This window comes from Arthrobacter sp. NPDC056691 (assembly GCF_042791415.1).
In the GTDB taxonomy this organism is placed as follows: domain Bacteria; phylum Actinomycetota; class Actinomycetes; order Actinomycetales; family Micrococcaceae; genus Arthrobacter.
This window is the reverse complement of the sequence record NZ_JBHTXX010000018.1, coordinates 56475-78383: the sequence shown is the minus strand read 5'-3', so window position 1 is coordinate 78383 and position 21909 is coordinate 56475. Positions and strand designations below refer to the sequence as shown.

Sequence of the window (21909 nt, the reverse complement as noted above, 5' to 3'; positions counted from 1 at the left end):
GAACGTCAGGGTTTTTGGCCAGGAAGGGCCAAGTCACTGCGACCGGCGGGTGTTCCTGCCTGGATCAGGTGCCGGGCCGCCTGGGCGATGTGTTTGGCATCGATTCCTGCCCATGCGAGGAGTTCCGGCCCGGTTCCGGACCCGGGCATTCCGTGCACCGCCAGGTGCGATATCGACAGGTCACTCGGTGGGGCCAGGAGTAACGCGTCCTTGACCGCCGAGCCGAGGCCGCCTTCGGGGTGATGGTCTTCCGCGATGATGACGCGGCCGCGTGTCTCGCCGGCGGCGGTGAGCAGCGTTTCTGCGTCCACGGGTTTTACGGAGTAGCAGTCGATGACCCGTGCCTGGATTCCTTCAGCACCGAGGATTTCCGCTGCCTTGAGTGCCTCGTGAAGGGTGACACCTGCCCCTATCAGCGTGACGTCGTCTGTGTCCGATGAGCGCAGGAGCTTGGAGCCGCCGAGTGGAAATTGCTCCTCCGGGCCGTACAGGACGGGGTAGGCGCCGCGGGTGGTGCGCAAGTAGCTGATCCCGGAGGTGCCGGCCATGGTCTGCACGAGTGCGGCTGCGCTGGTGGCGTCGGCAGGGTAGAGGACGGTTGAACCGTGCACGGCCCGGAGCATGGCCAGGTCTTCCAGTGCCATTTGCGAGGGACCGTCCGCGCCGATCTCGACGCCGGCGTGGGAACCTGAAAGACGAAGGTCGGCCCCGGAAATTGCGCCCATGCGGATGAAGTCATGGGCGCGGGTGAGAAAGGCCGCGAAGGTAGAGGCAAACGCTTTGTATCCCCGGCTGGCCAGTCCTGTTGCGGCCGCGATGAGCTGCTGCTCGGCGATATACATCTCGAAGAACCGGCCGGGGAACGCGTGGGCGAATTCGTCGGCGTGGGTTGAATTGCTGACCTCGCCGTCCAGGGCTACAACGGCGGGATCGTTCGCGCCGAGGGCTGCCAGGGCGTCGCCGTAAGCTTTTCGGGTGGCGACCTTGTCGCCGACTTTGTAGCGTGGAAGAGGTGCGCCGGGGGCCCCAATTTCAGCCTTTGAGCCGGCGTCAGGAAGCGGCCCGCGCACGGTGAGCGTTCTTTCACCGCCGAGTTCGGCGATGGCCCTGTCGGCCATGTCGGGCGGGAGGGGTTTTCCGTGCCAATCGGGGCTGTTTTCGATCTCGGCGAAGCCCTTGGCTTTGACTGTCTTGGCGAGGATGACGACCGGCTTGTTCCCGGATGCTTTTGTGGCACTGGAAAATGCCTCATCAATCATGCCGGGATCGTGTCCGTCAATGATGATGGCCTGCGCTCCGAAAGCTTGGACCCGACGGGCATATGACTCCATGTCCCAGCCGAGTTCGGTCTCACCCCGCTGACCCAGCCGGTTCACGTCGACGACGGTGATCAGGTTGGTAAGGCCGTAGTGGGAGGCTTTGTCCAAGGCTTCCCAGACGGAGCCTTCCGCCATTTCGCTGTCTCCGCACAGGACCCAGACACGGTAGGGGAGCCGGTCCAGGTATTTTCCTGCCAAGGCAACGCCGACGCCGTCGGCAAGTCCCTGCCCCAGCGAACCCGTCGCGAAATCCACCCACGGCAGGGCCGGCGTCGGATGTCCTTGCAGGCGCTGGCCGAAGCGGCGGTAGCCGGTCATGAGTTCATCGTCCGAGATCACGCCGACGGCTTTGAAGACGGAGTACAGCAGGGGAGAGGCATGGCCCTTCGAGAAGATCAGATGGTCGTTGGCGTCCAGATCCGGGTCGTCCCAGTCATAGCGCAGATGACGACTGACGAGGACCGCCAACAGGTCAGCGGCAGACATGCTCGACGTCGGGTGGCCGGACCCGGCGGACGTGCTTGACCGGATGGAGTCGACCCGCAGCTGCGCAGCGAGTTCGGCGACCTGTGAAAAATTGGTGCTGAGGTCATCCTGGTTTGCCGGGGCCATGGCCACGTCCTCCATTGATGGAACTTGCCGGACCCCTGCAGCGTGCCCCAAAGGGAGAAGCCAGTCAAGACGCTTCAGCCTCCGCCACCGGAACGTCTCCGCCCACGATCGGGACCGGGATCAGGGGCTGGTGCGGGTTCGGCTACAGCATCGCGCTGAGAGAAAAATAGTTGGCGGCAAATGTCTGAGGGCCCCGAAGCTCCTGGCTCTAGGACCCTCAGTAATCCACAACAGGGAACCTGCCACTGTCTTCCTCTGCCGCTTACTGCCGTGGCTAATTTTGAACCAAAAGGTTCGAGTCTGTGCTGCCACGCGAGCTGAGCAAGACCCGGCTCGCGCCGGTGGAATATCCGGCTGCCGGGCGCCGCTGATGAAGCACTCCCTATCGCGCCGGAAACCCGACGGCAGCGGCTCTAGTATCCGCCGCCGGCGGACTTCAGCATCTCGCCGGCCGGGCTGACCAGATACCAGGAAGCGTTCATTCCCTGGCCCAGGATGTCCCCGGCCTTCTTGTCCTTGGCGAAGTAGTACACCGGCATGCCATTGATAGTGATCTGCTTCGTACCTCCGGCTGCGCTGATGGTGCCGATCTTGGCGCTGACGCCTTCAACAGTGGGTGAACCGGACGTGGTGGTGACCGCAGGCCATGCTGTTGCGCAGGCATCTGTGCAGGCACTCTTGCCCGAATCCTTGACATCCTTGGTGAAGAAATAGACGCTCATCCCGTTTTCGCCAACTACGATCTGTCCAGCCGCGGAATTGGCTGTTTTGAGTCCGACGCTGGCTGCAGGAGTAGTGGACATTCCCGGCTCCGGTGCGGTGGCTGTCGTCAGCGGTGTCCCCGTAGTGGGGCTCGGGGTCCCCTGGCTCCCGCCGCAGCCGGCCAGCGCCGCTGCGAGTGCCAGGGCGGCGATTCCGACGCCCAGTTGCTTTCTCATTGCTGCTCCTTGGTTTGCCGTGCGCGCCCGACCGAAATATTCGGCCTTGGCTGGACCCGGCTGCATGCCGGAGTCAGGCCGGAGATCGTCGGGCTTAAGCAATACGACGTCATCGGATGCCGAATGGTTCAGACCAGCCCGACTTGGCGCGCGGCGCATCGAAGGAAGTCGGGGAAGTCGTGGCGGTTGCGGCAGGTCAAGGCATCCCGGCCGGGGAATACCACCAATACGGAGGACTCGGGCGGCCGCTATCCGCCGCCGGCTGAGACCGCTTGCCCCGTTTCATCGTGGCTGCATCTGGGCACCTAATGTCAGGCTGGAGGGCGGCCCATCTGGACATTTCTTCGGCTTGTCAGCGGGCACCCAGACCATCAATCGACTTTGACCAGAGTGCGGGCGAAGCCGAAGAATTCTGCGGTCTCGATCATGAGCGAACGAACGAGGCAGCCGGGAGGATGCCGGGAAGGGAAATGTAACAGTACGGTGCCGTAAGTGGTTCATGGACATGAATGCGGACGCCGTCGGCCGCGCCCTGCGCGAGCGGCGGAAGGCTCTGGGCTAGACTCAGCAGGCGCTGGCCGATGCCATCGGCGCCTCCCGCAAGTTCATCGTGGATTTGGAAGCGGGAAAGGAAGGCGCGTCCTTCGGCCTGGCGCTGAAGGCGATGGGGGTCCTTAGACTGGACATCACCGTAGACGATACGGCGGCCCGTGAGTTCGCCGGGGACTTCGCCCAAGCGATCCGCGAAGGCGACTTTCATTTCGCCATCCGCCTGCTGGGAGAGTACGCCAGCGCGTCGCTTTCAGCGGGCCGGGTGCTGATGCCCGTTGCGCCGACCCTCGACGACGATGCTTACCGGGTGGCGTTGGGGGCAGTCACCCGCTGGGTGGCCGCGAAGACCCGTACCCCCGTCCCTGAATGGGCCAAGCGGGCTAAGGAGTCGTCCGAGCCCGTCTTTTTGGCCGAGAAGCTGCATCCGTCAGCGACCGGATGAAAGACCTCATCCGGCGCGAGACGCCGAGCGAGATTGCTGCCATGAATGTTTGGATCCGTGAGCGGGATCTGGCGACGGTTTGAGCGTCGGGCGGGAGTTCCGGCGGGATGACGTCGTAGAACTGCTGCGTGAGGTGGAAGCGCGACTCGCAGTTCGTGGCGTCACGCTGGAGATCCAGATCGTCGGCGGGGCCGCGCTCCTGCTCCATGGAGTGCTGGACCGCGCGACAAGGGACATCGACGCACGATACGCCCCTGGCGACCTGGTCGACGAGGTGGCGGACGATATGGCGCGGGAGTACGGTCTGCCCCCGAAGTGGCTGAACCCCAACGCGGCGGCATTCCTGCCCGACCAAGCCCAGTGGATCGCGGGACCGGAGGGGACATCCCAGCGGTCAGGCTCGCTGATCTGCCCACTCTGGCCGCGATGAAATGGCGGCAGAGCGGACGAAAGACATCGAGGATCTCGGACACATAGTGCTCGCATTGGGCATTGAGCAGGCCGGAGCTCGTGCGGCTCGCGTTTGAGAAATATGGCGAACATTCCGTGGCTCTCATTGCGCCGGCCGAAAACTATGAGATCGTCGCCGAAGAAGCGATGGCTGCCGCCAAGGCGCTGCTCCTGAACCGGCCAGCTCCGGGCGCGGCCGCCAAACCCCGCCGGAATGAGCGCATGGCCAACCTCCCCAGGGATAACGCGGCCGGTCGTAGCGCTGTTGCTCGGTAAGGAATCACAGAGCAGTCACGTTGAGTCCCCTGAACCGCCCCAGCGGCAGGGGAAGGGACGGCGCCGGCACGCGGCAAAGCGTCGGCCTAGGAGTTCAGCCGTACTGGGTGAACCCGTCACCCAGCGTGTCTCGCTGCGGTTAGAGGAAGCCTTGGACGGCGCGTTCGATGGCGTCCGCGCCGTCCTGGAGTGCCTGCGGCATGAGGTGCCCATAGACTTCTTCGGTGGTTCGGGTGGCGGCGTGGCCGAGCCGGCGCGAGATAGCGAACATGAAAACTGTTCCGTCCTGGATATTCATGGCAGGGCTCCCGGCTGGCTGCATGACTGTTGGGGCGCGGTCAGGGATGAAAATTGGGGCTATGTCTCCGCCCTCCGAAGAGCTCCGGATTCCGGGAGACCTCAAGCCCGGTTGCCGCTGGCAGACCTTGACAAAAGCATTCCTCGGTGTCATGACACCCTGTAACGTTAGAAGCGGAAGGAACAGGAAGGTAGCGAGGGGATGGTGCTATGTCAGCCGGTACAACGAGGCATACGATCCGCATTGAAGATGACTTGTGGGACCAGGCGCAGGCTAAGGCTGCCAGCGAGGGTACGACGGTTTCTGAACGCGTGCGGGCGGGACTGCGGGAGTATGTTTACGGGCCGGAGGCCCGGCACACCATTGCTGATTCCCTCGTCTACCTGGTCCCGGGTGCCTTTGAGGATCTGAAGGGGCCGGCGTCGGGTACGGTGCAGCTGCCGCTCCATTTGGACTGGGGACCGGACAGGGTCTATGACATCGGTGATGATGGAAGCTGCTCCGTGCTGTACCAGTTGACGCTGCAGAACTCGGGGTCGGTCGATGAGATGGGCGGGATCATCAATACCGGTCGGCTGCTTGCCCTGTGGCCCTCGATGCGGCTGCCCGGCCGGTGCCGTCACCTCTGGGAGACCGCCTTCCCTCAGCTTCCCCATCACCGTGAAAGCAGGGAGCATCCCTCGTGGACGACGCTCAGCGTGTAGCCACAGAAATAGCGCTGTCCGTTCTCGCCGACGACGGCTTCATCCTGGCCGGCGGACAGGCGCTGGCCGAACACGGGGTGATCGGCCGGATGTCGGAGGACGTTGATCTGTTCGCGCTGTACCGAAGGCACACCCCTGAATCGTTCGCGGCGTGCGTGGACAAGATGAGATCAGCCCTTGAAGCGGCCGGGTACACTGTCGAGGTCACGCGCCAGTACGTGGCGTTTGCCAGCCTGACCGTGGAAAAGGGCGACACGACGGTCGTCATGGACCTCGGTCTGGACTGGTGGGAGGACCAGCCCGCCGTCGTGGACCTGGGGCCGGTGATGTCGCTGAAGGATTCGGTGGCTTCCAAACTCCTGACGGTTTATTCACGCGGTTACGCCCGGGACTACCTTGATGCGTATTCGATCATCAGCAGTGGACGGTTCACCCCGGCGCAGCTGATCGACTTGTGCCGGCGACGGGACCCGCATCTTGACCGAGAGATGTTCGCTGCGTCCATGACGGGTCACCGCACCGTGCCGACCACCGAATTCACCAAATACGGCTTCCCGGCCGAAGACCTCTCACGGCTGGATACCACCCTTACGGGATTCGCCAAAACCATCCGTCAGCACCAATACGTCGCCGGCCAGATCATTGAACCGGTAGACCTCACCGGCCCCGGTGACACCAGACGTGGCCCTGACCTGGCATGACGAACCCCGGGCGAGATTCTCTAGCCATTGTCAGAAAAGATCAATCAGAACCCCTCTCTGACGGCTCCATGGACCGCCGCCTGACGTCAGGTTAGGCTGTGCCAGAACTGGATCTGTGGAGTGCGGCACCAGGCCAGAACCCACGAAGCGACGTCTCGGGCGACAGGCGCCGTTGCATGGGCGACGGGCTACAGGACCTATTTCGCCGCGCTGTCTGGATTCTGAGGAGGCGGGAGAAGTCGGCCTGTACCGCCGCCTCTACAGCTCCCCCGTGCCGTCGTCCCGATCGATTTCCCTGCCAGCCGCCCTGGAATTCTGGAGCCCATCAGGGAGCGAGGAAGCCTCGCTCCCTGATCAACCTCAGGCCTCCATGTCGGCGGCAAGCTAAGGCTCTGAACTGAGTGGCAAAGCTGGCGGGGGTACGGGTACAGGACGGGCAATTGACGGCGGCGCTGCTGTTTCACATTGGAACACTGTGCGCTGTAACACACCTTTACCTTGGATACAGACGCCGCGGCGGCTGTCACTTTTTGGGGGCGCCGCGGCAAGACCGCCCGTCGCTTATCGAAGCGGGTGCAAGCATTCCCACCTGTTCCGCTGGCCAGTGAGCCTGTTTCAAGGGAGAAACACATGACAAGCACCACCACCACGTCGTCGCCGCCGGCGATGACACCCCGCCGCGCGGCGACAGCCGCGCTCCTTGGAAGCGCGCTCGAGTACTACGACTTTTTTGTGTACGGCGCCGCAGCGGCCCTCGTCTTCAACGTGCTGTTTTTTCCGTCCGGGGATCCCGCTGTATCGTTGATCGGATCGTTTGCCACCTTTGCGGTGGGCTACGCGGCCCGGCCTGTCGGCGCGGTCGTGATGGGTCACTTCGGTGATCGCCTTGGCCGCAAGCGGGTCATGCTTGCGACGGTGGTCATGATGGGCGTGGCCTCCTTCGCCATCGGGTGTCTTCCGACGTACGACCAGGTGGGCGTGCTGGCCCCGGCGCTGCTGGTGGTCCTGCGCGTGGTCCAGGGCTTCTCCGCGGGGGCCGAATCTGCCGGTGCCTCGACGTTGACGGTCGAGCACTCCCCGGCTGGGCGGAGGGGCTTCTTTACCAGTTTCGTCATGGTGGGCTACGCCGTGGGCTGCTCCTTGGCGACCATAGTCTTCCTGCCAGTGGCGCTTCTACCCGCCGAACACCTTTTCGGTTGGGGCTGGAGGGTTCCCTTCTGGCTCAGCGCCGTCGTGGTGGTGATTACGTACTACGTGCGCAGCCATCTGGATGAAACGCCGGTGTTCGCCGAGGCCAAGGACGTAAGTGCTGTCCGGAAGCTGCCTTTGAGCGACGTGTTCAAGCATCACTGGCGGAGTGTGCTCTGCGTTGCCGGGGCGTCGCTGATGGCAGCGATGCAGACCCTGTTCGCCGTGTTCAGCTTGTCCTATGGCGCCTCGGTCGGGGTGGACCGGAGCGCGATGCTAGCCGTTATCTCCGGTGCCATAGCGTTGTCCATCTTCACCCTTCCGGCAGCCGGCTACCTCTCCGATGTCATCGGCAGGAAGCGGACAGTGTTGATCTCCTCTGCCGGCTGTGCGGTTACGATCTTCGGCTACCTGTGGGCGATCTCGACGACGGACATCCTGCTGATTGCGGTCTTCGCCTTCATCAACATGACGCTGTTCTTCAGCTGCTACAACGGCGTGTGGACCTCGTTCTTCGCAGAGCAGTTCCCGGCACCTGTCCGCTTCACGGGCATGGCCGTCAGCAACCAGCTAGGAAATCTCCTGGCCGGATTCGCCCCCATGGTCGCGGCGATACTCCTTGTGCCCGGCCCGTCGGGTTGGCTGCCGGTGGCAATCTTCGGCGCGGTCGCCGCCGGCATCGCTGCGGTCGCCGTGACGGGAATGCGCGAGACGTCCAAGACCCCCACGGAACTGCTTGGCGGTCCCCGGGTTGAGGCTTTGCGGCAGCACCTGAACCGGACCGAACCAGCTGACTCCACGCGCGCCTTGACGTGATCCCGGACCAGACGAACTAGAAAAGCGGCCACGAACGGGCCCCCGACACAGCGTCGGGGGCCCGTTCGTGTGGGGGAGAAGCGCCAGATTCCCGGGTTATGGTCCGGGGGCGATCATTCGTTCGTCGTCGTCAATTTTCAGGGCACGCATCTTGCGGTACATGGTGGTGCGGCCGATGCCCAGAATTTCCGCGGCACGGGACTTGTTGCCGTCGGATTCGGCCAAGGCAGCCACGATGGCATCGCGCTCGGACTGCTCGTAGCGGCTGAGCGAGGACAAAGTTGTCTGGCGCATGGGGGTTGGCAGGTCCTTGGTCTGGATCAGGCCAGTGCCGGCCAACCGTCGTACGTCAGTTAGGACCCGTGCCAACTCGGCCACGTTGCCCGGCCAGCGCCAAGCCAGCAGGCATTGAAGCGCGGCGGGGGAGAACCGTGGAGAGGGTGCCCCGGGGAAGAGTTCGGCCGAAACCTCGCGCACGATGTCCAGCAGCTCACCGCGCAGTTCCACAAGGGATGGCAGGCGCACCGGCACTTGAAGACCCCCGGCACCGTCGTAGGTCAGTGAGGCGTTGGTCCGTTGGGTGAGGATCACACGCGCCCCGGGGTGGACGCCGGGGCGGTCTACCGCCGCGAATCCCGCGAGCCGCTCTACCAAATCATCGTCGGGGCTGGCTCCAGCGACAACGATCCCGCAGCCTTCATTCAACGCCGCTTCCATGCGCGCCCAGGCCGGCCCGTCCTCGGTGAGCATTTCTGCGGTGAATGTCTTGGGCTCCCGTCCGGTGTGCTGCCGCAGCCACTTTGAGGACTGGTAACGCTTCCCAGTACCAGGGTCCCCGACAACGCGGATCAGGCCATCGACGGCGGCAGCAGCGGTGAGCCCGCGTTGGAGGGCGCTGTAAGAGGTCGTCGTCCTGGCTTGGCGGGAGGACAGGCCGATCAGCACGTCGCGGAGCGCCGGCTCGGATCTTTGCTCGGGGCGGTTGATGACGGCAGGACCACCCTCGGTGGCCGCGCTGGCTGGCGCCGTAAACTCCAGCGCGAAGATCGCGTCCTGGCCAGCGCGGCCGAGGCGGCGCACCATGGCTTCGGTTCCGAGAACGGGGAGTTCGAGTTGCAGCCTGTCCTGGTCCCAGTGGTGCATGCGCAGCATTTCCCACAGATACGCGTGGGACTCGGCGTCAAAGTGGGCGAGTGCGGGCAGGTCGGTCATGACGGTTTCCGAGTTCATGACCAGAACCGGGTGTTTGGAGGACCGGAACTGCCGGTAGGTTCGGGCCAGCTCAAGGTTCCGGGAGTCGGCCATGAGCTCGAGTGCCTCAGCGATCTGATGACCGGCCTGCCGTGCCATGGAAAGCATCAGGGGACTCGAGGCATCGACATGGGATGCGATGGACAGCGATCCCACGATCCGGCCCGTGATGGGGTGTTTGATGGGAGCTCCCGCGCAGGCCAGCCGGGCCAGCGCGTCATTGAAGTGTTCATGGCCGCGGACGAAAACGACTTCGCGCCCTTCAATGGGGGTGCCGAGGCCGTTGGTGCCCAGGGCCTGTTCGGAGAAGACGAACCCTTCCGCGGCGTTGGCGTTGTCCAATGTGCGCGTGTCCTGGGCGTCAATAATGCGCCGCGAGACGATCCTGCCCTCCTCGTCGGCGAGGAAGAGGGCCAGACGGGTGTCCGTGAGGTTGTTTTGCCATTGGTCCAAAATCCTTCCGGCAGCGCGCAGGATGGCGCTGTCCGGATCGACTTCACCAAGGATGTGGGGACCTGTTGCGGGATTTACGTGGTGCGAGACTGAGCGCCGCCAGCTCTGTTCGATTTCTTCAGCTACCAGCGACGCAGGGACGGAGGCCCTGACGAGGCCCTCCGTTATCAGCCGCTCCCGGGCGCTCCGGAGCGCGTCTTCGCGGCGTGATTTGTCCTTCACTTTCTCATTCTCAGGCAGTCAAAACGATGCGTCCAGCGATACCGCCGGCGGTCAGGTCGTCCAGGGCCCGGGAAACTTCGGCCGCAGACAGGGTCCTTTCGGAGACGGGGATGGTGGGCAGTTTTCCTGTTTTCGCAATGCGGACCAGATCCTGCAGCTGGAAAAGCGTCCCGACAAAGCTGCCTTCGATGCGGATCATGCGCAGCGCCAGCATTGCAGTGGGTAGGGTGACCTCACCGCCGAAGAGTCCTACCTGGACCATTGTCCCCGCCTTGGCGAGGACATCGAAGGCGGATGTGGCTGTGGCGCCGTTATTGACGAAGTCCACGACGGCGCTGGCGGGTCCGCCTGCCGCGCGTTGAATGTCGGCTGCCCCGCCGTCGGCTCCGGATAGGACCGTGCTTGTGGCGCCCATCTCCCGGGCGAGGGCAAGGTTCCGTTCCGCGACATCGACCGTGCAGATGTTGCGGTGGCCCCGGGCCCGGAGGATCGCTATGGCAGTCAGCCCGAGCCCTCCTGCCCCAAAGATGACCACGGGCTCGTCTGGTTCAACGGGAAGAACCTTGTCCACGGCACTGTGCGCGGTGAGGCCGGAACACGCCAGCGTCGCTGCCCAACTCGGGTCCAGGCCGTCAATGTCCAAGAGGTACTTCTCATCGGGCACCATGATGTACTCGGCGTAGCCGCCGTGGCGGGCCACCCCAAGGTTCTGTCCGGCCGCGCAGCGGTTATCGTGGCCTTCGCGGCACTGACGGCACGTGCCGCAGCCGATCCACGGGTAGATCAGGCGCACGTCGCCGACGCGGACGGATTCAACGTGAGAGCCAACCTGCGCGACAACGCCGACTACTTCGTGACCCAGAACCATCGGGTACTGGATACCGCGGTCCTTCATGCTCATCTGGCCACGGCTGCCCAGGTCATAGCCGCCTTCGCGCAGGTGAGTGTCGGTGTGGCAGACGCCGGCCCGCATGACTTTCAGGAGCACCTGCCGCCCTTCGGGGCTTGGCGTCGACAACTCCAGGTCATGGATGGTGGCATCGTCCGGGAGGACAGCGAATGCGTGCATTGCGGGAAACACCTCTTCATTGTGGCAATGGGTATCCATTCATCATGTCCAACTATTGCTGCATCTTCCAATACCAATAGCCGGGTCCTTTGGTGTTCCATCCGGTATCAATTCCCCGGCTCCCGGGCAGTGTTTCAGATTGGAACACCTGTGGCATGGAGCACACTTCTACCTTTGATTCCAGATGCCGTGGCGGCGATCGCAACAGGGAAGAGGCCACAGGCAAGAGACCGAGCAAGTCAAAGGAAACCATCATGACTATCAATGTTGTTGAACAGTCCGGCGTCACGTCTGCCGACGGCAAGAGCCAGGACGTACTGCGCAACCTCTACGCTGACTGGGCCCAGATCATGGCCACAACGCCCGACCTGACCATGCGCCTGTTCCGCTCCATTTTCGACGAGTGGCACCAGCCGACAGTCGAGCCGGAGGGCGTGATGTACCGCGAGGACACGCTTGGCGGCGTTCCGGGCATCTGGTGCCTGCCCAAGGGCGCGGACAGGACCAAGGTGCTCCTGTACACCCATGGCGGCGGATTCGCCGTCGGATCCGCCGCAAGCCACCGCAAGCTTGCAGCCCATGTCGCCAAGGCCCTCGGTTCCGTAAGCTTCGTGCTGGACTACCGCCGCGCCCCCGAGTTCCAGCACCCGGCACAAATCGACGACGGCGTCGCGGCCTTCGAAGCGCTCGTTGCCTCAGGGATTGCACCGGCAGACATCACCACCATCGGCGATTCCGCCGGCGGCAACCTTGCCATCGCCATTGCGCTTGCCCTCAAGGAGCAGGGAAAGCCCGGCCCCGGCCAGGTCATCGCCTTCTCCCCGTGGCTGGACATGGAGAACAAGGGCGAAACCCTCGTCACCAACAACGACACCGACGCCCTGATCACCCCGGAACTGCTCGAAGGCATGATCGCCGGGGTCCTCGGAGGCACCGTGGACCCCACCACCCCGCTGGCGAACCCACTCCACGCGGACTTCACCGGATTCCCGCGCCTGTACATCACCGCCGGCAGCGTGGAATCACTCCTGGACAACGCCACCCGTCTTGAGGAGCGAGCCAAGGCAGCAGGTGTGGACGTCACCTTGTCCATCGGCGAGGGACAGCAACATGTCTACCCGTTCCTGGCAGGGCGCTCCGCACTTGTCGCCCAGGAGTTCGAGAAACTCGCCGCCTGGTACCGGAAATAACCCGGTCGCCCCACGCTGCACCCACACCATCCACTATTTCGTCCCCTGCATCAGAACGACAAAGGAGTTCGCCATGACTGCACAGAACACTTTCCACACCGTTGACGCCGTCGTCATCGGCGCTGGCTTCGGCGGCATCTACGCCGTCCACAAACTGGCCAACGAGCAAGGACTCACGGTCGTCGGCTTCGACAAGGCCGACGGTCCCGGCGGCACCTGGTACTGGAACCGCTACCCCGGCGCACTCTCCGACACCGAGAGCCACGTCTACCGCTTCTCCTTCGATAAGGACCTCCTGCAGGACGGCACCTGGAAGCACACCTACATCACCCAGCCGGAGATCCTCGAGTACCTCGAAGGCGTCGTTGACCGCTTCGACCTCCGCCGCCACTTCCGCTTCGGCACGGAGGTCAAGTCCGCTACCTACCGCGAAGACGAGGGCCTGTGGGAAGTCACCACCGGCGGCGGCGCGGTGTACCGGGCCAAGTACGTCGTCAACGCCGTGGGGCTGCTTTCTGCCATCAACTTCCCCAACCTCCCCGGCATCGACACGTTTGAAGGCGAAACCATCCACACTGCTGCCTGGCCGGAAGGCAAGTCCCTGGCCGGTCGCCGCGTTGGCGTGATCGGCACCGGCTCCACCGGCCAGCAGGTCATCACCGCTCTGGCTCCTGAAGTGGAGCACCTGACGGTTTTCGTCCGGACGCCGCAGTACTCCGTCCCGGTGGGCAAGCGCCCGGTGGCCGCTCAGCAGATCGCCGCGATCAAGGCCGACTACGACAGGATCTGGACGCAGGTCAAGGGTTCCGGCGTTGCCTTCGGCTTCGAGGAGAGCACTGTCCCGGCCATGAGCGTCTCGGAAGAAGAACGCATTCGAGTGTTCGAGAAAGCCTGGGACTACGGCGGTGGCTTCCGCTTCATGTTCGAAACTTTCAGCGACATCGCCACCGATGAGGAAGCCAACGAGACGGCGGCAGCCTTCATCCGGAACAAGATCGTCGAGACCATCGAGGACCCGGAGACGGCACGCAAGCTGACGCCGACAGGCTTGTTCGCCCGGCGCCCGCTGTGCGACGACGGCTACTTCCAGGTGTTCAACCGCCCCAACGTCGAGGCAGTGGCCATCAGGGAAAACCCCATCCGCGAAGTCACCGCCAAGGGCGTGCTGACCGAGGACGGCGTGCTGCACGAACTGGATGTCATCGTTTTCGCCACCGGGTTCGACGCAGTGGACGGCAACTACCGCCGCATGGAGATCACGGGCCGTGAAGGGCTGAACATCAACGACCACTGGGACGGGCAGCCCACCAGCTACCTGGGCATGTCCACCGCGAACTTCCCCAACTGGTTCATGGTGCTGGGACCCAACGGCCCGTTCACCAACCTGCCGCCGAGCATCGAGACCCAGGTCGAGTGGATCAGCGAGACCATCGACTACGCCGAGCGGACAGGCATCCAGGCCATCGAGCCCACTGCCGAGGCCGAAGCCGAATGGACCGAGCTTTGCACGCAGATCGCTAACATGACCGTCTTCACCAAGGTTGAGTCCTGGATCTTCGGCGCGAACGTCCCGGGCAAGAAGCCCAGCGTGCTGTTCTACCTGGGTGGCCTGGGCAACTACCGCGGCGTCCTGGACGACGTCACTGCCAACGAATACCGCGGCTTCGAGCTGAAGCCGGCCGCCGCCGTCGCCGCCTAAGGCCACGATCCACCAAGCTTTCACGACAAAGGAGAACAAACCATGGGCGTGTACACCACCGCCGACCCGGCGACCGGGGACATAACCGCACAGTACCCGGAAATCTCCGACGCCGGCCTGGACAGCATGATCGGACAGAGCGCCGCGGCCTACCGGTCCTGGCGCACCACACCCCTGGAGCAGCGCCGGGCTGTCCTCACCCGGGCGGCGGAACTCCACCGCGAGCAGGCCGGTGAACTGGCCAAGCTGCTCACCCTGGAAATGGGCAAGCCGATTGCCCAGGCCAGAGGAGAGGTGGAACTGGTGGCATCCATCTACCAGCACTACGCCGACCACATCGAGGAGTACCTCGCGGACGAGGAGCTGACCATCAAGGGCCCCGGAACGGCTGTAGTCCGCACTGAACCCATCGGGCCCCTGGTCGGAGTCATGCCCTGGAACTATCCGTACTACCAGGTGGCCAGGTTTGCCGCTCCAAACATCGCGCTCGGCAACACGATCATCCTCAAGCACGCGCGCAACTGCCCCCAGTCCGCCCTGGCCATCGAGCGGGTCCTGGGCGAGGCCGGCTTGCCGGACGGCGTGTACCTCAACGCCTTCATTTCCTCTGCGCAGGTGGCGGCCGCCGTCGCGGACCGGCGCGTGCAGGGGGTTTCGCTGACGGGGTCGGAGAAGGCAGGGGCGGCCGTCGGTGAGGTGGCGGGCCGGCATTTGAAGAAGTGCGTCCTGGAGCTTGGCGGTTCGGACCCGTTCATTGTCCTCGACGACGCCGACATCGACGCGGCTGCGGGCGCCGCCGTCGTGGGCCGGCTCTCCAACGGGGGCCAGGCATGCACGGCGTCGAAGCGGTTCATCGTGGCGGACAGCGTGTACGAGGAGTTCCTTCAGAAGTTCGTCGACGCGATGGCCGGGTGGCAGCTGGGCGATCCCACCGATCCCCACACCAAGCTCGGGCCGCTCTCATCCGTGGCGGGCGTTGAAGAGCTCCACGAGCTGGTCCAGGACGCGGTGGCCAAGGGGGCGTCGTTGCTGCTGGGCGGCCAGCGGCCGGACGGCCCGGGCGCCTATTACCCCGCCACGGTCCTGGCCGGCGTCACGCCGGACATGCGCGCCTTCGCCGAGGAACTGTTCGGGCCCGCCGCTGTCGTCTACCGCGTCGGCTCCGTGGAGGAGGCTACCGAGCTCGCCAATAACTCGCCGTTCGGCCTGTCCTCCAGCATCTTCACCGCCGACACGACGAAAGCGGAGCGGCTGGCCGAGGCGCTCGAAGTGGGCATGGTGTGGATCAACAGCGCCAGCAAGAGCTCCCCGGACCTGCCGTTCGGCGGCGTCAAGGGCTCTGGTTTTGGGCGGGAGCTGGCCCGGTTTGGCTTCAATGAGTTTGCCAACAAGAAGCTGGTACGCAGCCCCGGGGCCCGGTGAGCCAGGAGGACGTGCCAAGTCGCCAGGTTGCGGTCACCTTGACCGCAACCTGGCGGCGGCAGTTAACCCTGGTGGTCCTTCGCGAAGGCGGGATACAGGGCCGCAACCAGCTGCCCGCCGAACCGTTCGTCGAGAGGCTCGCCGCTGAGGAACAGCCGATAATAAATGGGTCCGAGCAGAACGTCCGTTACCAGTTCGGGGTCCAGCCCTTCCCGCAGTTCGCCGCGTTCGACGCCGCGTTCCACCAGGGCGGTGACCTCCCGCACGCGCTTGGCCACCACTGTCTCCCGGTAGGTTTTGGCAAGTTCGACGTCGGCAGCCACTTCGGAAACCAGGCCCTGCATGATCCGTCCCAACAGGGAGTTGGACATCAGGTCGACAGTCCGGTCCACCAGGCGGGTCAATTCCTGCCTGGTGTCCTTGGCGTACGGCAGGGTGCTGACATCGCCCAGCATGTCCAGCAGGACCGCCAGCGCCAGGTCATTGCGGGACCGGTACCGGCGGTAGATGGTGGATTTCGCGACGCCGGACCGTTCGGCAACGCGTTCGATGGTCAGGCTGCCGAAACCGGATTCCGCCAGCAGTTCGCGCGTAGCGTCCAGGACCACCCGTTCTGTACGCGCGCGGCGCCTCTGGTGGCCTGAGGCTGTTGCCGCGGCCGTGCCGCCGTCGACCGCGTCTGTACCGTTCATTGAGAAAAGGCCCCTTTCGCTTCACAAAAGCTGAGTGCTAATATTGAAACGCAACGTAGCGTTTTATTAATGCTACCCAACAATTACTCCACACCAAAGCCTAGAAGGGCAGCACCATGAGCACTGACCGTTACCAGCGCGGACTGGACCGCATGATGGAACTCGTCTCCACCGAACACAACAACACCTTCGACCACGCCAAGCTGGTGGAGTCCTACGCGGCACTCGATCCTGAACTGTCGGACTACATCGTCTCCTTCGCCTTTGGGGACATCTACTCGCGGGACAGCCTCACCCAGCAGGAACAGACCATGGTGACCATCTCCACGCTGGCCGCTTTGGGCACCGAGGTCCAGCTGAAGCTGCACGTCAACGTCGGCTTCAACGTTGGCCTGACCAAGGAAAAGATCGTCGGCGCCCTGATCCAGTGCATCCCCTACATCGGATTCCCTCGCGTCCTCAACGGCCTGACCCTGGTCAAGGAGGTCATGGCGGAACGCGGCATGACCTCCGAAGCCGCCACCAACTGACAGCGAAAGGGAACTCATCGTGAGTAAGAAAATCGGTTTCGTGGGACTCGGAACCATGGGACTTCCCATGGCGGTCAACCTGAACAAGGCCGGCTTCGAAGTCATCGGCTACGACGCCTTCGCGGGATCCCGCGAGAAAGCAACAGCCGCAGGAATCACAGTGGCAGAATCGCTGACGGAAGTGGCCGAAAAGGCCGACGACGCCATCGTCTCCATGGTCCGCGACTACGCCCAGAACGTGGACGTCATCCTCGGCGAGGGCGGGCTGCTGTCGGCCGGCCCCCAGAACGTCACCATCATCGTCATGAGCACGCTGGACCCCGACACCATGAACGAACTGGGCCGGCAGGTGGAGGAAAACGGCTACGCGAAGCTGATCGCCGCCGCCGTCAGTGGCGGCGCCACCGGTGCCGAGGCCGGCACTCTCTCGATCATGGCCTCCGGTCCCGAGGAGCAGGTGGATGCGGCGCGGCCCTATTTCGACGCCGTCGGATCCAACACCTTCTACTACGGCGACAAACCGGGCAACAGCCAGGCCGCGAAACTGGTCAACAACCTCATCCTGGGCATCACCATGAACGCTGTGGCCGAAGGGCTCAAGTTCGGTGCACAGTACAACCTGCCACAGGACGAGCTGCTGAACCTGTTCAAGGCAAGCACCGGCGACAGCTGGGTGGCCCGGAACTGGGATTCCGTCTCGGAATGGACCGCGGACACCGCCCTGGCGGTACTGCTGAAGGACCTCAAGGCCGCCCACCTCAAGGGCCTAGAGCACAATGTGGCCATGCCCTTCAACGCCCTGTCCTCCACCCAGCTGTTCGACTCCATGGGAAAGAAGCCCCGGGTCCTGTAGAGGGACCCGGGGCCGTCAGCCTCATGCTGATTTAGTTCCAGTCGAAGAAGCCCCTGCCGGTCTTGCGGCCGAGTTCGCCGCGCGCCACCTTGTCGCGCAGGATCTGCGGCGGGGCGAACCGGTCGCCCAGGGTGGACTGCAGGTACTCGGCGATGCCCAGCCGCACGTCCAGCCCGACGATGTCCGTAGTACGCAGCGGCCCGGTGGGGTGCTTGTAGCCCAGCACCATGGCGTTGTCGATGTCCTCTGCCGAGGCGACGCCTTCCTCCACCATCCGCATCGCCTCCAGTGCAATTGCCACGCCCAGCCGCGAGGACGCAAACCCCGGGGCGTCATTGACGACGACGGCGGTCTTGCCGAGAGCCTCCACCCACCTTTTCGCCTCCGCAGCCAATTGCGGTGCGGTCTGTTCGCCCAGCACCACCTCGATCAGGGTGGACGCCGGTACAGGGTTGAAGAAGTGCAGGCCCAGGAAGTTGCCGGGCCGCTTCAATTCCTTGGCGAGTCCGTTGACCGACAGCGACGACGTGTTGGACGCCAGGTACGCGTCCCGTTGCAGCCGGTCTTCGATCCTGCGCAGCGATGCTACCTTCAGGTTCCAATCTTCCGGGACGGCTTCCACCACCAGTCGCCGGTCTGTGAACGCGTCATAGTCCACGCTCACGGTCAACCGCGAGGCCATTTCTTCCAGGTTCGCGTCGGTCGCGCCGCGCTGGATGCTTTTGGCCGCCGCGGACTCCACCCGTTCCCTGGCAGCCTCGGCAGACTGCCCGTCACGCTCCACCACCAGCACGTCGGCGCCCGTGACCAGGAACGCGTGGGCGATGCCGGCACCCATCCGGCCACCGCCCAGGACGCCAACCCGTGCGGGCAGTCCGGCAGGAGGTTCGGGGGACTGCACGTCAGATGCTGCTTCAGAGAGGGGGCTGGTCATTTACTTCTTCTTCCTGTCGAGGAATGCCTGCATGCGGTCGAACTTGGCCTGGGACTCGAAGAGCATTCCCTGGGCAACGGTGTCGATGACGGGATGGGCTTCCCGGGGAGCATGGAATACGGACTTGGTAATGCGCACCGCCAAGGGATCCTGCGCCGCGATGGAGTCCGCCAGTGCATGCGCGGCGTCCATCAACTCGTCAGGCCCAACCAGCTCGGTGATGAGACCCGACGACAGGCATTCCTGCCCGGTCAGCACCTTGCCTGCGAGGAGGATCTGCTTGGCCCGTGGCTCCCCAACGAGTTCCTTCAGCCGCCATGTGGCGCCAGCGGCGGCCAGAATGCCCAGGTTCGTTTCGGGGTTCCCCATCCGCACGGCGTCGGTGCCGATGCGGAAATCGGCGGCATACGCCAGTTCTGCACCACCGCCGAGGACATACCCGTCCAGGGCTGCGATGACCGGCATGGGAAGCTTGGCGATGCGGTCGAAGATGCCGGAGTTGATCCCGGCCAGTGCGTCGTCGCGTCGCCGTTCGCGGAGCTGGGCGATGTCGGCGCCCGAGGCGAAGATGGCCTTCGCGCCCGTTGCCGGATCGGCCTGCGTGCCGGAGAGGATCAGGATCCTGGGCGTCCGCTCCAAGTAGGCGCACACATGGTGCAGTTCGTCCACCATCTGCTGGTCGATGGCGTTCCTGACTTCGGGCCGGTGCAGCCGGACCAGCAAACGGTCCTCATATTCCTCTACCAGCAGCGTTCCGAAACTGCCGGCACCGAGTCGGGTGCCGGCGTCGTCCATTACCTCTGTCATTAGATGCCTTCCAGCAGCAGCGCCGTGCCTTGGCCGACGCCGACGCACATGGTGGCGAGGCCCAGCCTCCGGCCGCCGGTGGCTTCCCGTTCAAGCCGCCCAAGCAGGGTGATGACCAGGCGGGAGCCGGAGGAGCCGAGCGGATGGCCCAAGGCGATCGCGCCGCCGTCGTTGTTCACAATGTCTGGTTCGAGCTTGAGCTCGCGCATGCAGGCCAGGGCCTGCGAGGCGAAAGCCTCGTTAAGCTCGACGGCGGCCAGGTCACTCACCGCCGTGCCCGTCCGTTCCAGGACTTTGCGGGTTGCGGGAACCGGGCCGATGCCCATGATTTCCTGGGCGACACCGGCCGACGCGCCGTCGAGGATGCGTGCGCGCGGAGTCAGGCCATACCTCTGCACTGCGGACTCGGACGCGACGATGATGGCGGAGGCGCCGTCGTTGAGCGTGGACGCGTTGCCCGCGGTGACGACTGAACCGGCTTTAACCACTGGGCGCAAGCCGGCGAGGACGTCCGGGGACGTTCCGGGGCGGGGACCTTCATCGGTGTCCACGATGCTTTCGGCGCCCTTGCGGCCCTTGACCGTGACGGGGACTATCTCGTCGGCGAAGCGCCCGGATTCGATGGCGGCGAGGGCGCGTTCGTGGGAGCGGACGGCGAAGGCGTCGCAGTCGTCGCGGGAGATGCCGTACACCCTGGCTACTTCCTCAGCGGTTTCCGGCATGGAATAGGTGGCCTTGCCGTCGCGGGAGAGTTCCCCGGAGAGGAAGGCCGGGTTGGGAAACCGCCACCCGATGGAGGTGTCAACGACGGCGCCGGGCTTGGCGTAGGGCTTGTCGGGTTTCTCCATGACCCACGGCGCGCGGCTCATGGATTCGACGCCGCCTGCAACCACGATATCCGCGGCGCCGGCTTTAACCATGTGGGAGGCCATGATGATAGCGCTGAGGCCGGAGGCGCAGAGGCGGTTGACGGTGACGCCGGGGACCGTGTCAGGAAAGCCGGCGAGCAGCCAGGCCATGCGTGCAACGTTGCGGTTTTCCTCACCGGCACCGTTGGCGTTGCCGAGGATCACCTCGTCCACGACGGCCGGGTCAAGGCCTGCGCGTTCGACGGCGGCGCGGACGGCCACGGCGGCCAGATCGTCCGGGCGGACGGAACTGAGGGCGCCGCCGTAACGGCCGACGGGGGTGCGGGCACCGCCGATGAGGAATGCTTCGGGCATGGAAAAGCTCCTAATGGAATTTTGGTTGGGGAGAGGGTCTGAGGCAGGACGCGTTCCCGGGTCAGCGGAAGGCTGAGATGCCCGTGATGTCGCGGCCTACGAGAAGTGCCTGGATGGAGTCGGTTCCCTCGTAGGTGGAAACGACCTCCATGTCGGTCAGGTGGCGTGCGACATGGTTTTCGAGCAGCAGGCCGTTGCCGGCGAGCAGTTCGCGTGCCTCGTTGCAGATCCATTTGCCCTTTTGTGCGGTGGCCATTTTGACCATGGACGCCATGGCGTTGGTCAGGGTGCCTTTCTCGGCCAGTTCAGCCATGCGATTACACATGAGCTGCATCGCGGTCAGCTCGCTGAGCATGTTGGCGAGCCGGTGCTGGACCAGCTGGTAGCCGGCGATCGGGTTGCCGAACTGGACCCGCCTGGCGGCATAATCGGCTGCGATCTCGAAGCAGGCCATGGCGTGGCCGACGGCTTCCCATGCGGCGCCGCCGCGGGTTGCCTGCAGAACGCGGGAGACATCGGCGAAGGACCTGCAGTTCTGAAGCCGGTTGGTCTCCGGGATCCGCATGCCCTCGATGACGATGTCGGCCTGCATGATGGCGCGTTTGCCGATCTTGCCGGTGATGACGGTGGGGTTGTAGCCGGCCGGGTGGTTACCGGCCGCGTCCTTTTCGACGACGAAGGCGTTGACCTTGCCGTCTTCGGTGTTGCGGGCGAACAGGACCACGACGTCGGCCGCGTGGCCGTTGCCGATCCAGCGTTTGTGGCCGTTGATGATCCAGGTGTCGCCCTCGCGGCGGGCGCTCGTTTCCAGCGCCACTGTGTCGGACCCGTGGTTCGGCTCGGTGAGGGCGAACGCGCCCGTCTTCTCCAGCCGGGCCATGGCAGGCAGCCAGCGCTGCCGCTGCTCGTCGTTGCCCAGCATGTACAGGGCGCCCATGCAGAGGTTGGAGTGGACTCCCAGAAAGGTGTTGATGCTTCCGTCGGCCCGCGCCATTTCGCGCGCGACCATTCCCGCGCCCTTGCGGCTCATCCCCGGGCATCCGTAGCCCTGAATATAGGTTCCGATGATGCCAAGGTCCGCGAGGCCGGGCAGCAGTTCGTCCGGGAACTCCGCCCGCTCCCAGTAGTCGTTGATGACGGGAAGAACGCGTTCTTCGGCGAACCGGCGGACCTTGTCGCGGATTGCCAGCTCTTCGGGTCCCAGTTCGTCGTCGAGGTTGAAGTAGTCGGAGTTCACGGTGGTGCGGGCAGTTGCAGTGGTGGTCATG

Annotated in this window: 21 protein-coding genes and 1 pseudogene; 11 read left to right on the top strand and 11 right to left on the bottom strand. The window is 64.4% G+C overall.

Annotated features, from left to right (window positions below; translation table 11 throughout):
• Nucleotides 1-5: 5 nt before the first annotated feature.
• Nucleotides 6-1931 (bottom strand): transketolase, encoded by a 1926-nt coding sequence (locus ACFRAU_RS15285; protein ID WP_378000551.1) that lies wholly within the window; start codon nucleotides 1929-1931, stop codon nucleotides 6-8.
• A 413-nt stretch (nucleotides 1932-2344) separates the two neighbouring features.
• Entirely contained in the window at nucleotides 2345-2869 is a 525-nt protein-coding gene (locus ACFRAU_RS15280) for a hypothetical protein (RefSeq protein WP_378000550.1), read from the bottom strand.
• 610 nt (nucleotides 2870-3479) lie between these two features.
• On the opposite strand from ACFRAU_RS15280, the gene ACFRAU_RS15275 reads away from it, so the two are divergent.
• From ACFRAU_RS15275 to ACFRAU_RS15265, 3 genes are all read left to right on the top strand, one after another.
• Nucleotides 3480-3863, top strand: coding sequence for a hypothetical protein (locus ACFRAU_RS15275; RefSeq protein ID WP_378000549.1), 384 nt, complete (start codon nucleotides 3480-3482; stop codon nucleotides 3861-3863).
• A 79-nt stretch (nucleotides 3864-3942) separates the two neighbouring features.
• Nucleotides 3943-4293: a DUF6036 family nucleotidyltransferase gene (locus tag ACFRAU_RS15270; protein ID WP_378000548.1), complete on the top strand. Its 351-nt coding sequence runs from the start codon at nucleotides 3943-3945 to the stop codon at nucleotides 4291-4293.
• Between the two features lie 116 nt (nucleotides 4294-4409).
• Nucleotides 4410-4589 carry a hypothetical protein gene (locus tag ACFRAU_RS15265; protein ID WP_378000547.1) on the top strand — a complete coding sequence of 60 codons (180 nt, stop codon included), beginning with the start codon at nucleotides 4410-4412 and terminating at the stop codon, nucleotides 4587-4589.
• Nucleotides 4590-4728: 139 nt separating this feature from the next.
• Here ACFRAU_RS15265 and ACFRAU_RS15260 read toward each other — a convergent pair whose 3' ends face one another.
• Nucleotides 4729-4887, bottom strand: a complete 159-nt coding sequence (locus ACFRAU_RS15260) for a hypothetical protein (protein ID WP_378000546.1) — start codon at nucleotides 4885-4887, stop codon at nucleotides 4729-4731.
• Nucleotides 4888-5096: 209 nt separating this feature from the next.
• Between ACFRAU_RS15260 and ACFRAU_RS15255 the strand changes: the two genes are divergently transcribed.
• The 3 genes from ACFRAU_RS15255 (at nucleotide 5097) to ACFRAU_RS15245 (ending at nucleotide 8296) form a co-directional block, all read left to right on the top strand.
• Nucleotides 5097-5591: a hypothetical protein gene (locus tag ACFRAU_RS15255; RefSeq protein ID WP_378000545.1), complete on the top strand. Its 495-nt coding sequence runs from the start codon at nucleotides 5097-5099 to the stop codon at nucleotides 5589-5591.
• A complete protein-coding gene (locus tag ACFRAU_RS15250) occupies nucleotides 5570-6292 on the top strand; it encodes a nucleotidyl transferase AbiEii/AbiGii toxin family protein (protein WP_378000544.1) in 723 nt (240 codons plus the stop codon). The genes ACFRAU_RS15255 and ACFRAU_RS15250 overlap by 22 nt, the downstream gene beginning before the upstream one ends.
• Nucleotides 6293-6922: 630 nt before the next feature.
• Nucleotides 6923-8296 (top strand): MFS transporter, encoded by a 1374-nt coding sequence (locus ACFRAU_RS15245; RefSeq protein ID WP_378000543.1) that lies wholly within the window; start codon nucleotides 6923-6925, stop codon nucleotides 8294-8296.
• Nucleotides 8297-8392: 96 nt separating this feature from the next.
• Here ACFRAU_RS15245 and ACFRAU_RS15240 read toward each other — a convergent pair whose 3' ends face one another.
• The 3 genes and pseudogenes from ACFRAU_RS15240 to ACFRAU_RS15230 all read right to left on the bottom strand — a co-directional run bounded on the left by ACFRAU_RS15240 (nucleotide 8393) and on the right by ACFRAU_RS15230 (nucleotide 11291).
• Nucleotides 8393-8590, bottom strand: a complete 198-nt coding sequence (locus tag ACFRAU_RS15240; protein WP_378000572.1) for a helix-turn-helix domain-containing protein — start codon at nucleotides 8588-8590, stop codon at nucleotides 8393-8395.
• A 1029-nt stretch (nucleotides 8591-9619) separates the two neighbouring features.
• Nucleotides 9620-10222 (bottom strand): annotated as a pseudogene (locus tag ACFRAU_RS15235) (GAF domain-containing protein); the annotation flags it as partial.
• A gap of 10 nt (nucleotides 10223-10232) precedes the next feature.
• On the bottom strand, nucleotides 10233-11291 hold the full coding sequence (locus ACFRAU_RS15230) for an alcohol dehydrogenase (RefSeq protein WP_378000542.1): 1059 nt from the start codon (nucleotides 11289-11291) through the stop codon (nucleotides 10233-10235).
• Between the two features lie 254 nt (nucleotides 11292-11545).
• Here ACFRAU_RS15230 and ACFRAU_RS15225 point away from each other — a divergent pair, with 254 nt between their 5' ends.
• The 3 genes from ACFRAU_RS15225 to ACFRAU_RS15215 all read left to right on the top strand — a co-directional run bounded on the left by ACFRAU_RS15225 (nucleotide 11546) and on the right by ACFRAU_RS15215 (nucleotide 15602).
• Entirely contained in the window at nucleotides 11546-12481 is a 936-nt protein-coding gene (locus tag ACFRAU_RS15225; protein ID WP_378000541.1) for an alpha/beta hydrolase, read from the top strand.
• 73 nt (nucleotides 12482-12554) lie between these two features.
• Complete coding sequence (locus ACFRAU_RS15220) at nucleotides 12555-14180, top strand: flavin-containing monooxygenase (protein ID WP_378000540.1); 1626 nt, start codon at nucleotides 12555-12557, stop codon at nucleotides 14178-14180.
• 42 nt (nucleotides 14181-14222) lie between these two features.
• Nucleotides 14223-15602: an NAD-dependent succinate-semialdehyde dehydrogenase gene (locus ACFRAU_RS15215; RefSeq protein ID WP_378000539.1), complete on the top strand. Its 1380-nt coding sequence runs from the start codon at nucleotides 14223-14225 to the stop codon at nucleotides 15600-15602.
• Between the two features lie 62 nt (nucleotides 15603-15664).
• Here the strand turns inward: ACFRAU_RS15215 and ACFRAU_RS15210 are convergent, their stop codons facing one another.
• Nucleotides 15665-16294 (bottom strand): TetR/AcrR family transcriptional regulator, encoded by a 630-nt coding sequence (locus ACFRAU_RS15210; RefSeq protein ID WP_378000538.1) that lies wholly within the window; start codon nucleotides 16292-16294, stop codon nucleotides 15665-15667.
• Nucleotides 16295-16410: 116 nt separating this feature from the next.
• Here ACFRAU_RS15210 and ACFRAU_RS15205 point away from each other — a divergent pair, with 116 nt between their 5' ends.
• Nucleotides 16411-16824, top strand: a complete 414-nt coding sequence (locus ACFRAU_RS15205) for a carboxymuconolactone decarboxylase family protein (RefSeq protein WP_378000537.1) — start codon at nucleotides 16411-16413, stop codon at nucleotides 16822-16824.
• A gap of 19 nt (nucleotides 16825-16843) precedes the next feature.
• Complete coding sequence (locus ACFRAU_RS15200) at nucleotides 16844-17677, top strand: NAD(P)-dependent oxidoreductase (protein ID WP_378000536.1); 834 nt, start codon at nucleotides 16844-16846, stop codon at nucleotides 17675-17677.
• 31 nt (nucleotides 17678-17708) lie between these two features.
• Here ACFRAU_RS15200 and ACFRAU_RS15195 read toward each other — a convergent pair whose 3' ends face one another.
• The 4 genes from ACFRAU_RS15195 to ACFRAU_RS15180 form a co-directional block, all read right to left on the bottom strand.
• Nucleotides 17709-18611 (bottom strand): 3-hydroxyacyl-CoA dehydrogenase family protein, encoded by a 903-nt coding sequence (locus tag ACFRAU_RS15195; protein ID WP_378000535.1) that lies wholly within the window; start codon nucleotides 18609-18611, stop codon nucleotides 17709-17711.
• Nucleotides 18612-19418 (bottom strand): enoyl-CoA hydratase/isomerase family protein, encoded by an 807-nt coding sequence (locus ACFRAU_RS15190; RefSeq protein WP_378000534.1) that lies wholly within the window; start codon nucleotides 19416-19418, stop codon nucleotides 18612-18614. It lies immediately after the preceding gene.
• Nucleotides 19418-20641: a thiolase family protein gene (locus tag ACFRAU_RS15185; RefSeq protein ID WP_378000533.1), complete on the bottom strand. Its 1224-nt coding sequence runs from the start codon at nucleotides 20639-20641 to the stop codon at nucleotides 19418-19420. The genes ACFRAU_RS15190 and ACFRAU_RS15185 overlap by 1 nt, the downstream gene beginning before the upstream one ends.
• Before the next feature lie 61 nt (nucleotides 20642-20702).
• Nucleotides 20703-21908 carry an acyl-CoA dehydrogenase family protein gene (locus ACFRAU_RS15180; RefSeq protein ID WP_378000532.1) on the bottom strand — a complete coding sequence of 402 codons (1206 nt, stop codon included), beginning with the start codon at nucleotides 21906-21908 and terminating at the stop codon, nucleotides 20703-20705.
• Nucleotide 21909: the final 1 nt, after the last annotated feature.

What these genes read in the sequence shown, in the direction of transcription:
- ACFRAU_RS15285 (WP_378000551.1), bottom strand. Translation starts at nt 1,931, where the DNA reads ATGGCCCCGGCAAACCAGGATGACCTCAGCACCAATTTTTCACAGGTC.
- ACFRAU_RS15280 (WP_378000550.1), bottom strand. Translation starts at nt 2,869, where the DNA reads ATGAGAAAGCAACTGGGCGTCGGAATCGCCGCCCTGGCACTCGCAGCG.
- ACFRAU_RS15260 (WP_378000546.1), bottom strand. Translation starts at nt 4,887, where the DNA reads ATGAATATCCAGGACGGAACAGTTTTCATGTTCGCTATCTCGCGCCGG.
- ACFRAU_RS15255 (WP_378000545.1), top strand. Translation starts at nt 5,097, where the DNA reads ATGTCAGCCGGTACAACGAGGCATACGATCCGCATTGAAGATGACTTG.
- ACFRAU_RS15245 (WP_378000543.1), top strand. Translation starts at nt 6,923, where the DNA reads ATGACAAGCACCACCACCACGTCGTCGCCGCCGGCGATGACACCCCGC.
- ACFRAU_RS15240 (WP_378000572.1), bottom strand. Translation starts at nt 8,590, where the DNA reads ATGCGCCAGACAACTTTGTCCTCGCTCAGCCGCTACGAGCAGTCCGAG.
- ACFRAU_RS15230 (WP_378000542.1), bottom strand. Translation starts at nt 11,291, where the DNA reads ATGCACGCATTCGCTGTCCTCCCGGACGATGCCACCATCCATGACCTG.
- ACFRAU_RS15225 (WP_378000541.1), top strand. Translation starts at nt 11,546, where the DNA reads ATGACTATCAATGTTGTTGAACAGTCCGGCGTCACGTCTGCCGACGGC.
- ACFRAU_RS15220 (WP_378000540.1), top strand. Translation starts at nt 12,555, where the DNA reads ATGACTGCACAGAACACTTTCCACACCGTTGACGCCGTCGTCATCGGC.
- ACFRAU_RS15215 (WP_378000539.1), top strand. Translation starts at nt 14,223, where the DNA reads ATGGGCGTGTACACCACCGCCGACCCGGCGACCGGGGACATAACCGCA.
- ACFRAU_RS15210 (WP_378000538.1), bottom strand. Translation starts at nt 16,294, where the DNA reads ATGAACGGTACAGACGCGGTCGACGGCGGCACGGCCGCGGCAACAGCC.
- ACFRAU_RS15205 (WP_378000537.1), top strand. Translation starts at nt 16,411, where the DNA reads ATGAGCACTGACCGTTACCAGCGCGGACTGGACCGCATGATGGAACTC.
- ACFRAU_RS15195 (WP_378000535.1), bottom strand. Translation starts at nt 18,611, where the DNA reads ATGACCAGCCCCCTCTCTGAAGCAGCATCTGACGTGCAGTCCCCCGAA.
- ACFRAU_RS15190 (WP_378000534.1), bottom strand. Translation starts at nt 19,418, where the DNA reads ATGACAGAGGTAATGGACGACGCCGGCACCCGACTCGGTGCCGGCAGT.
- ACFRAU_RS15185 (WP_378000533.1), bottom strand. Translation starts at nt 20,641, where the DNA reads ATGCCCGAAGCATTCCTCATCGGCGGTGCCCGCACCCCCGTCGGCCGT.
- ACFRAU_RS15180 (WP_378000532.1), bottom strand. Translation starts at nt 21,908, where the DNA reads ATGACCACCACTGCAACTGCCCGCACCACCGTGAACTCCGACTACTTC.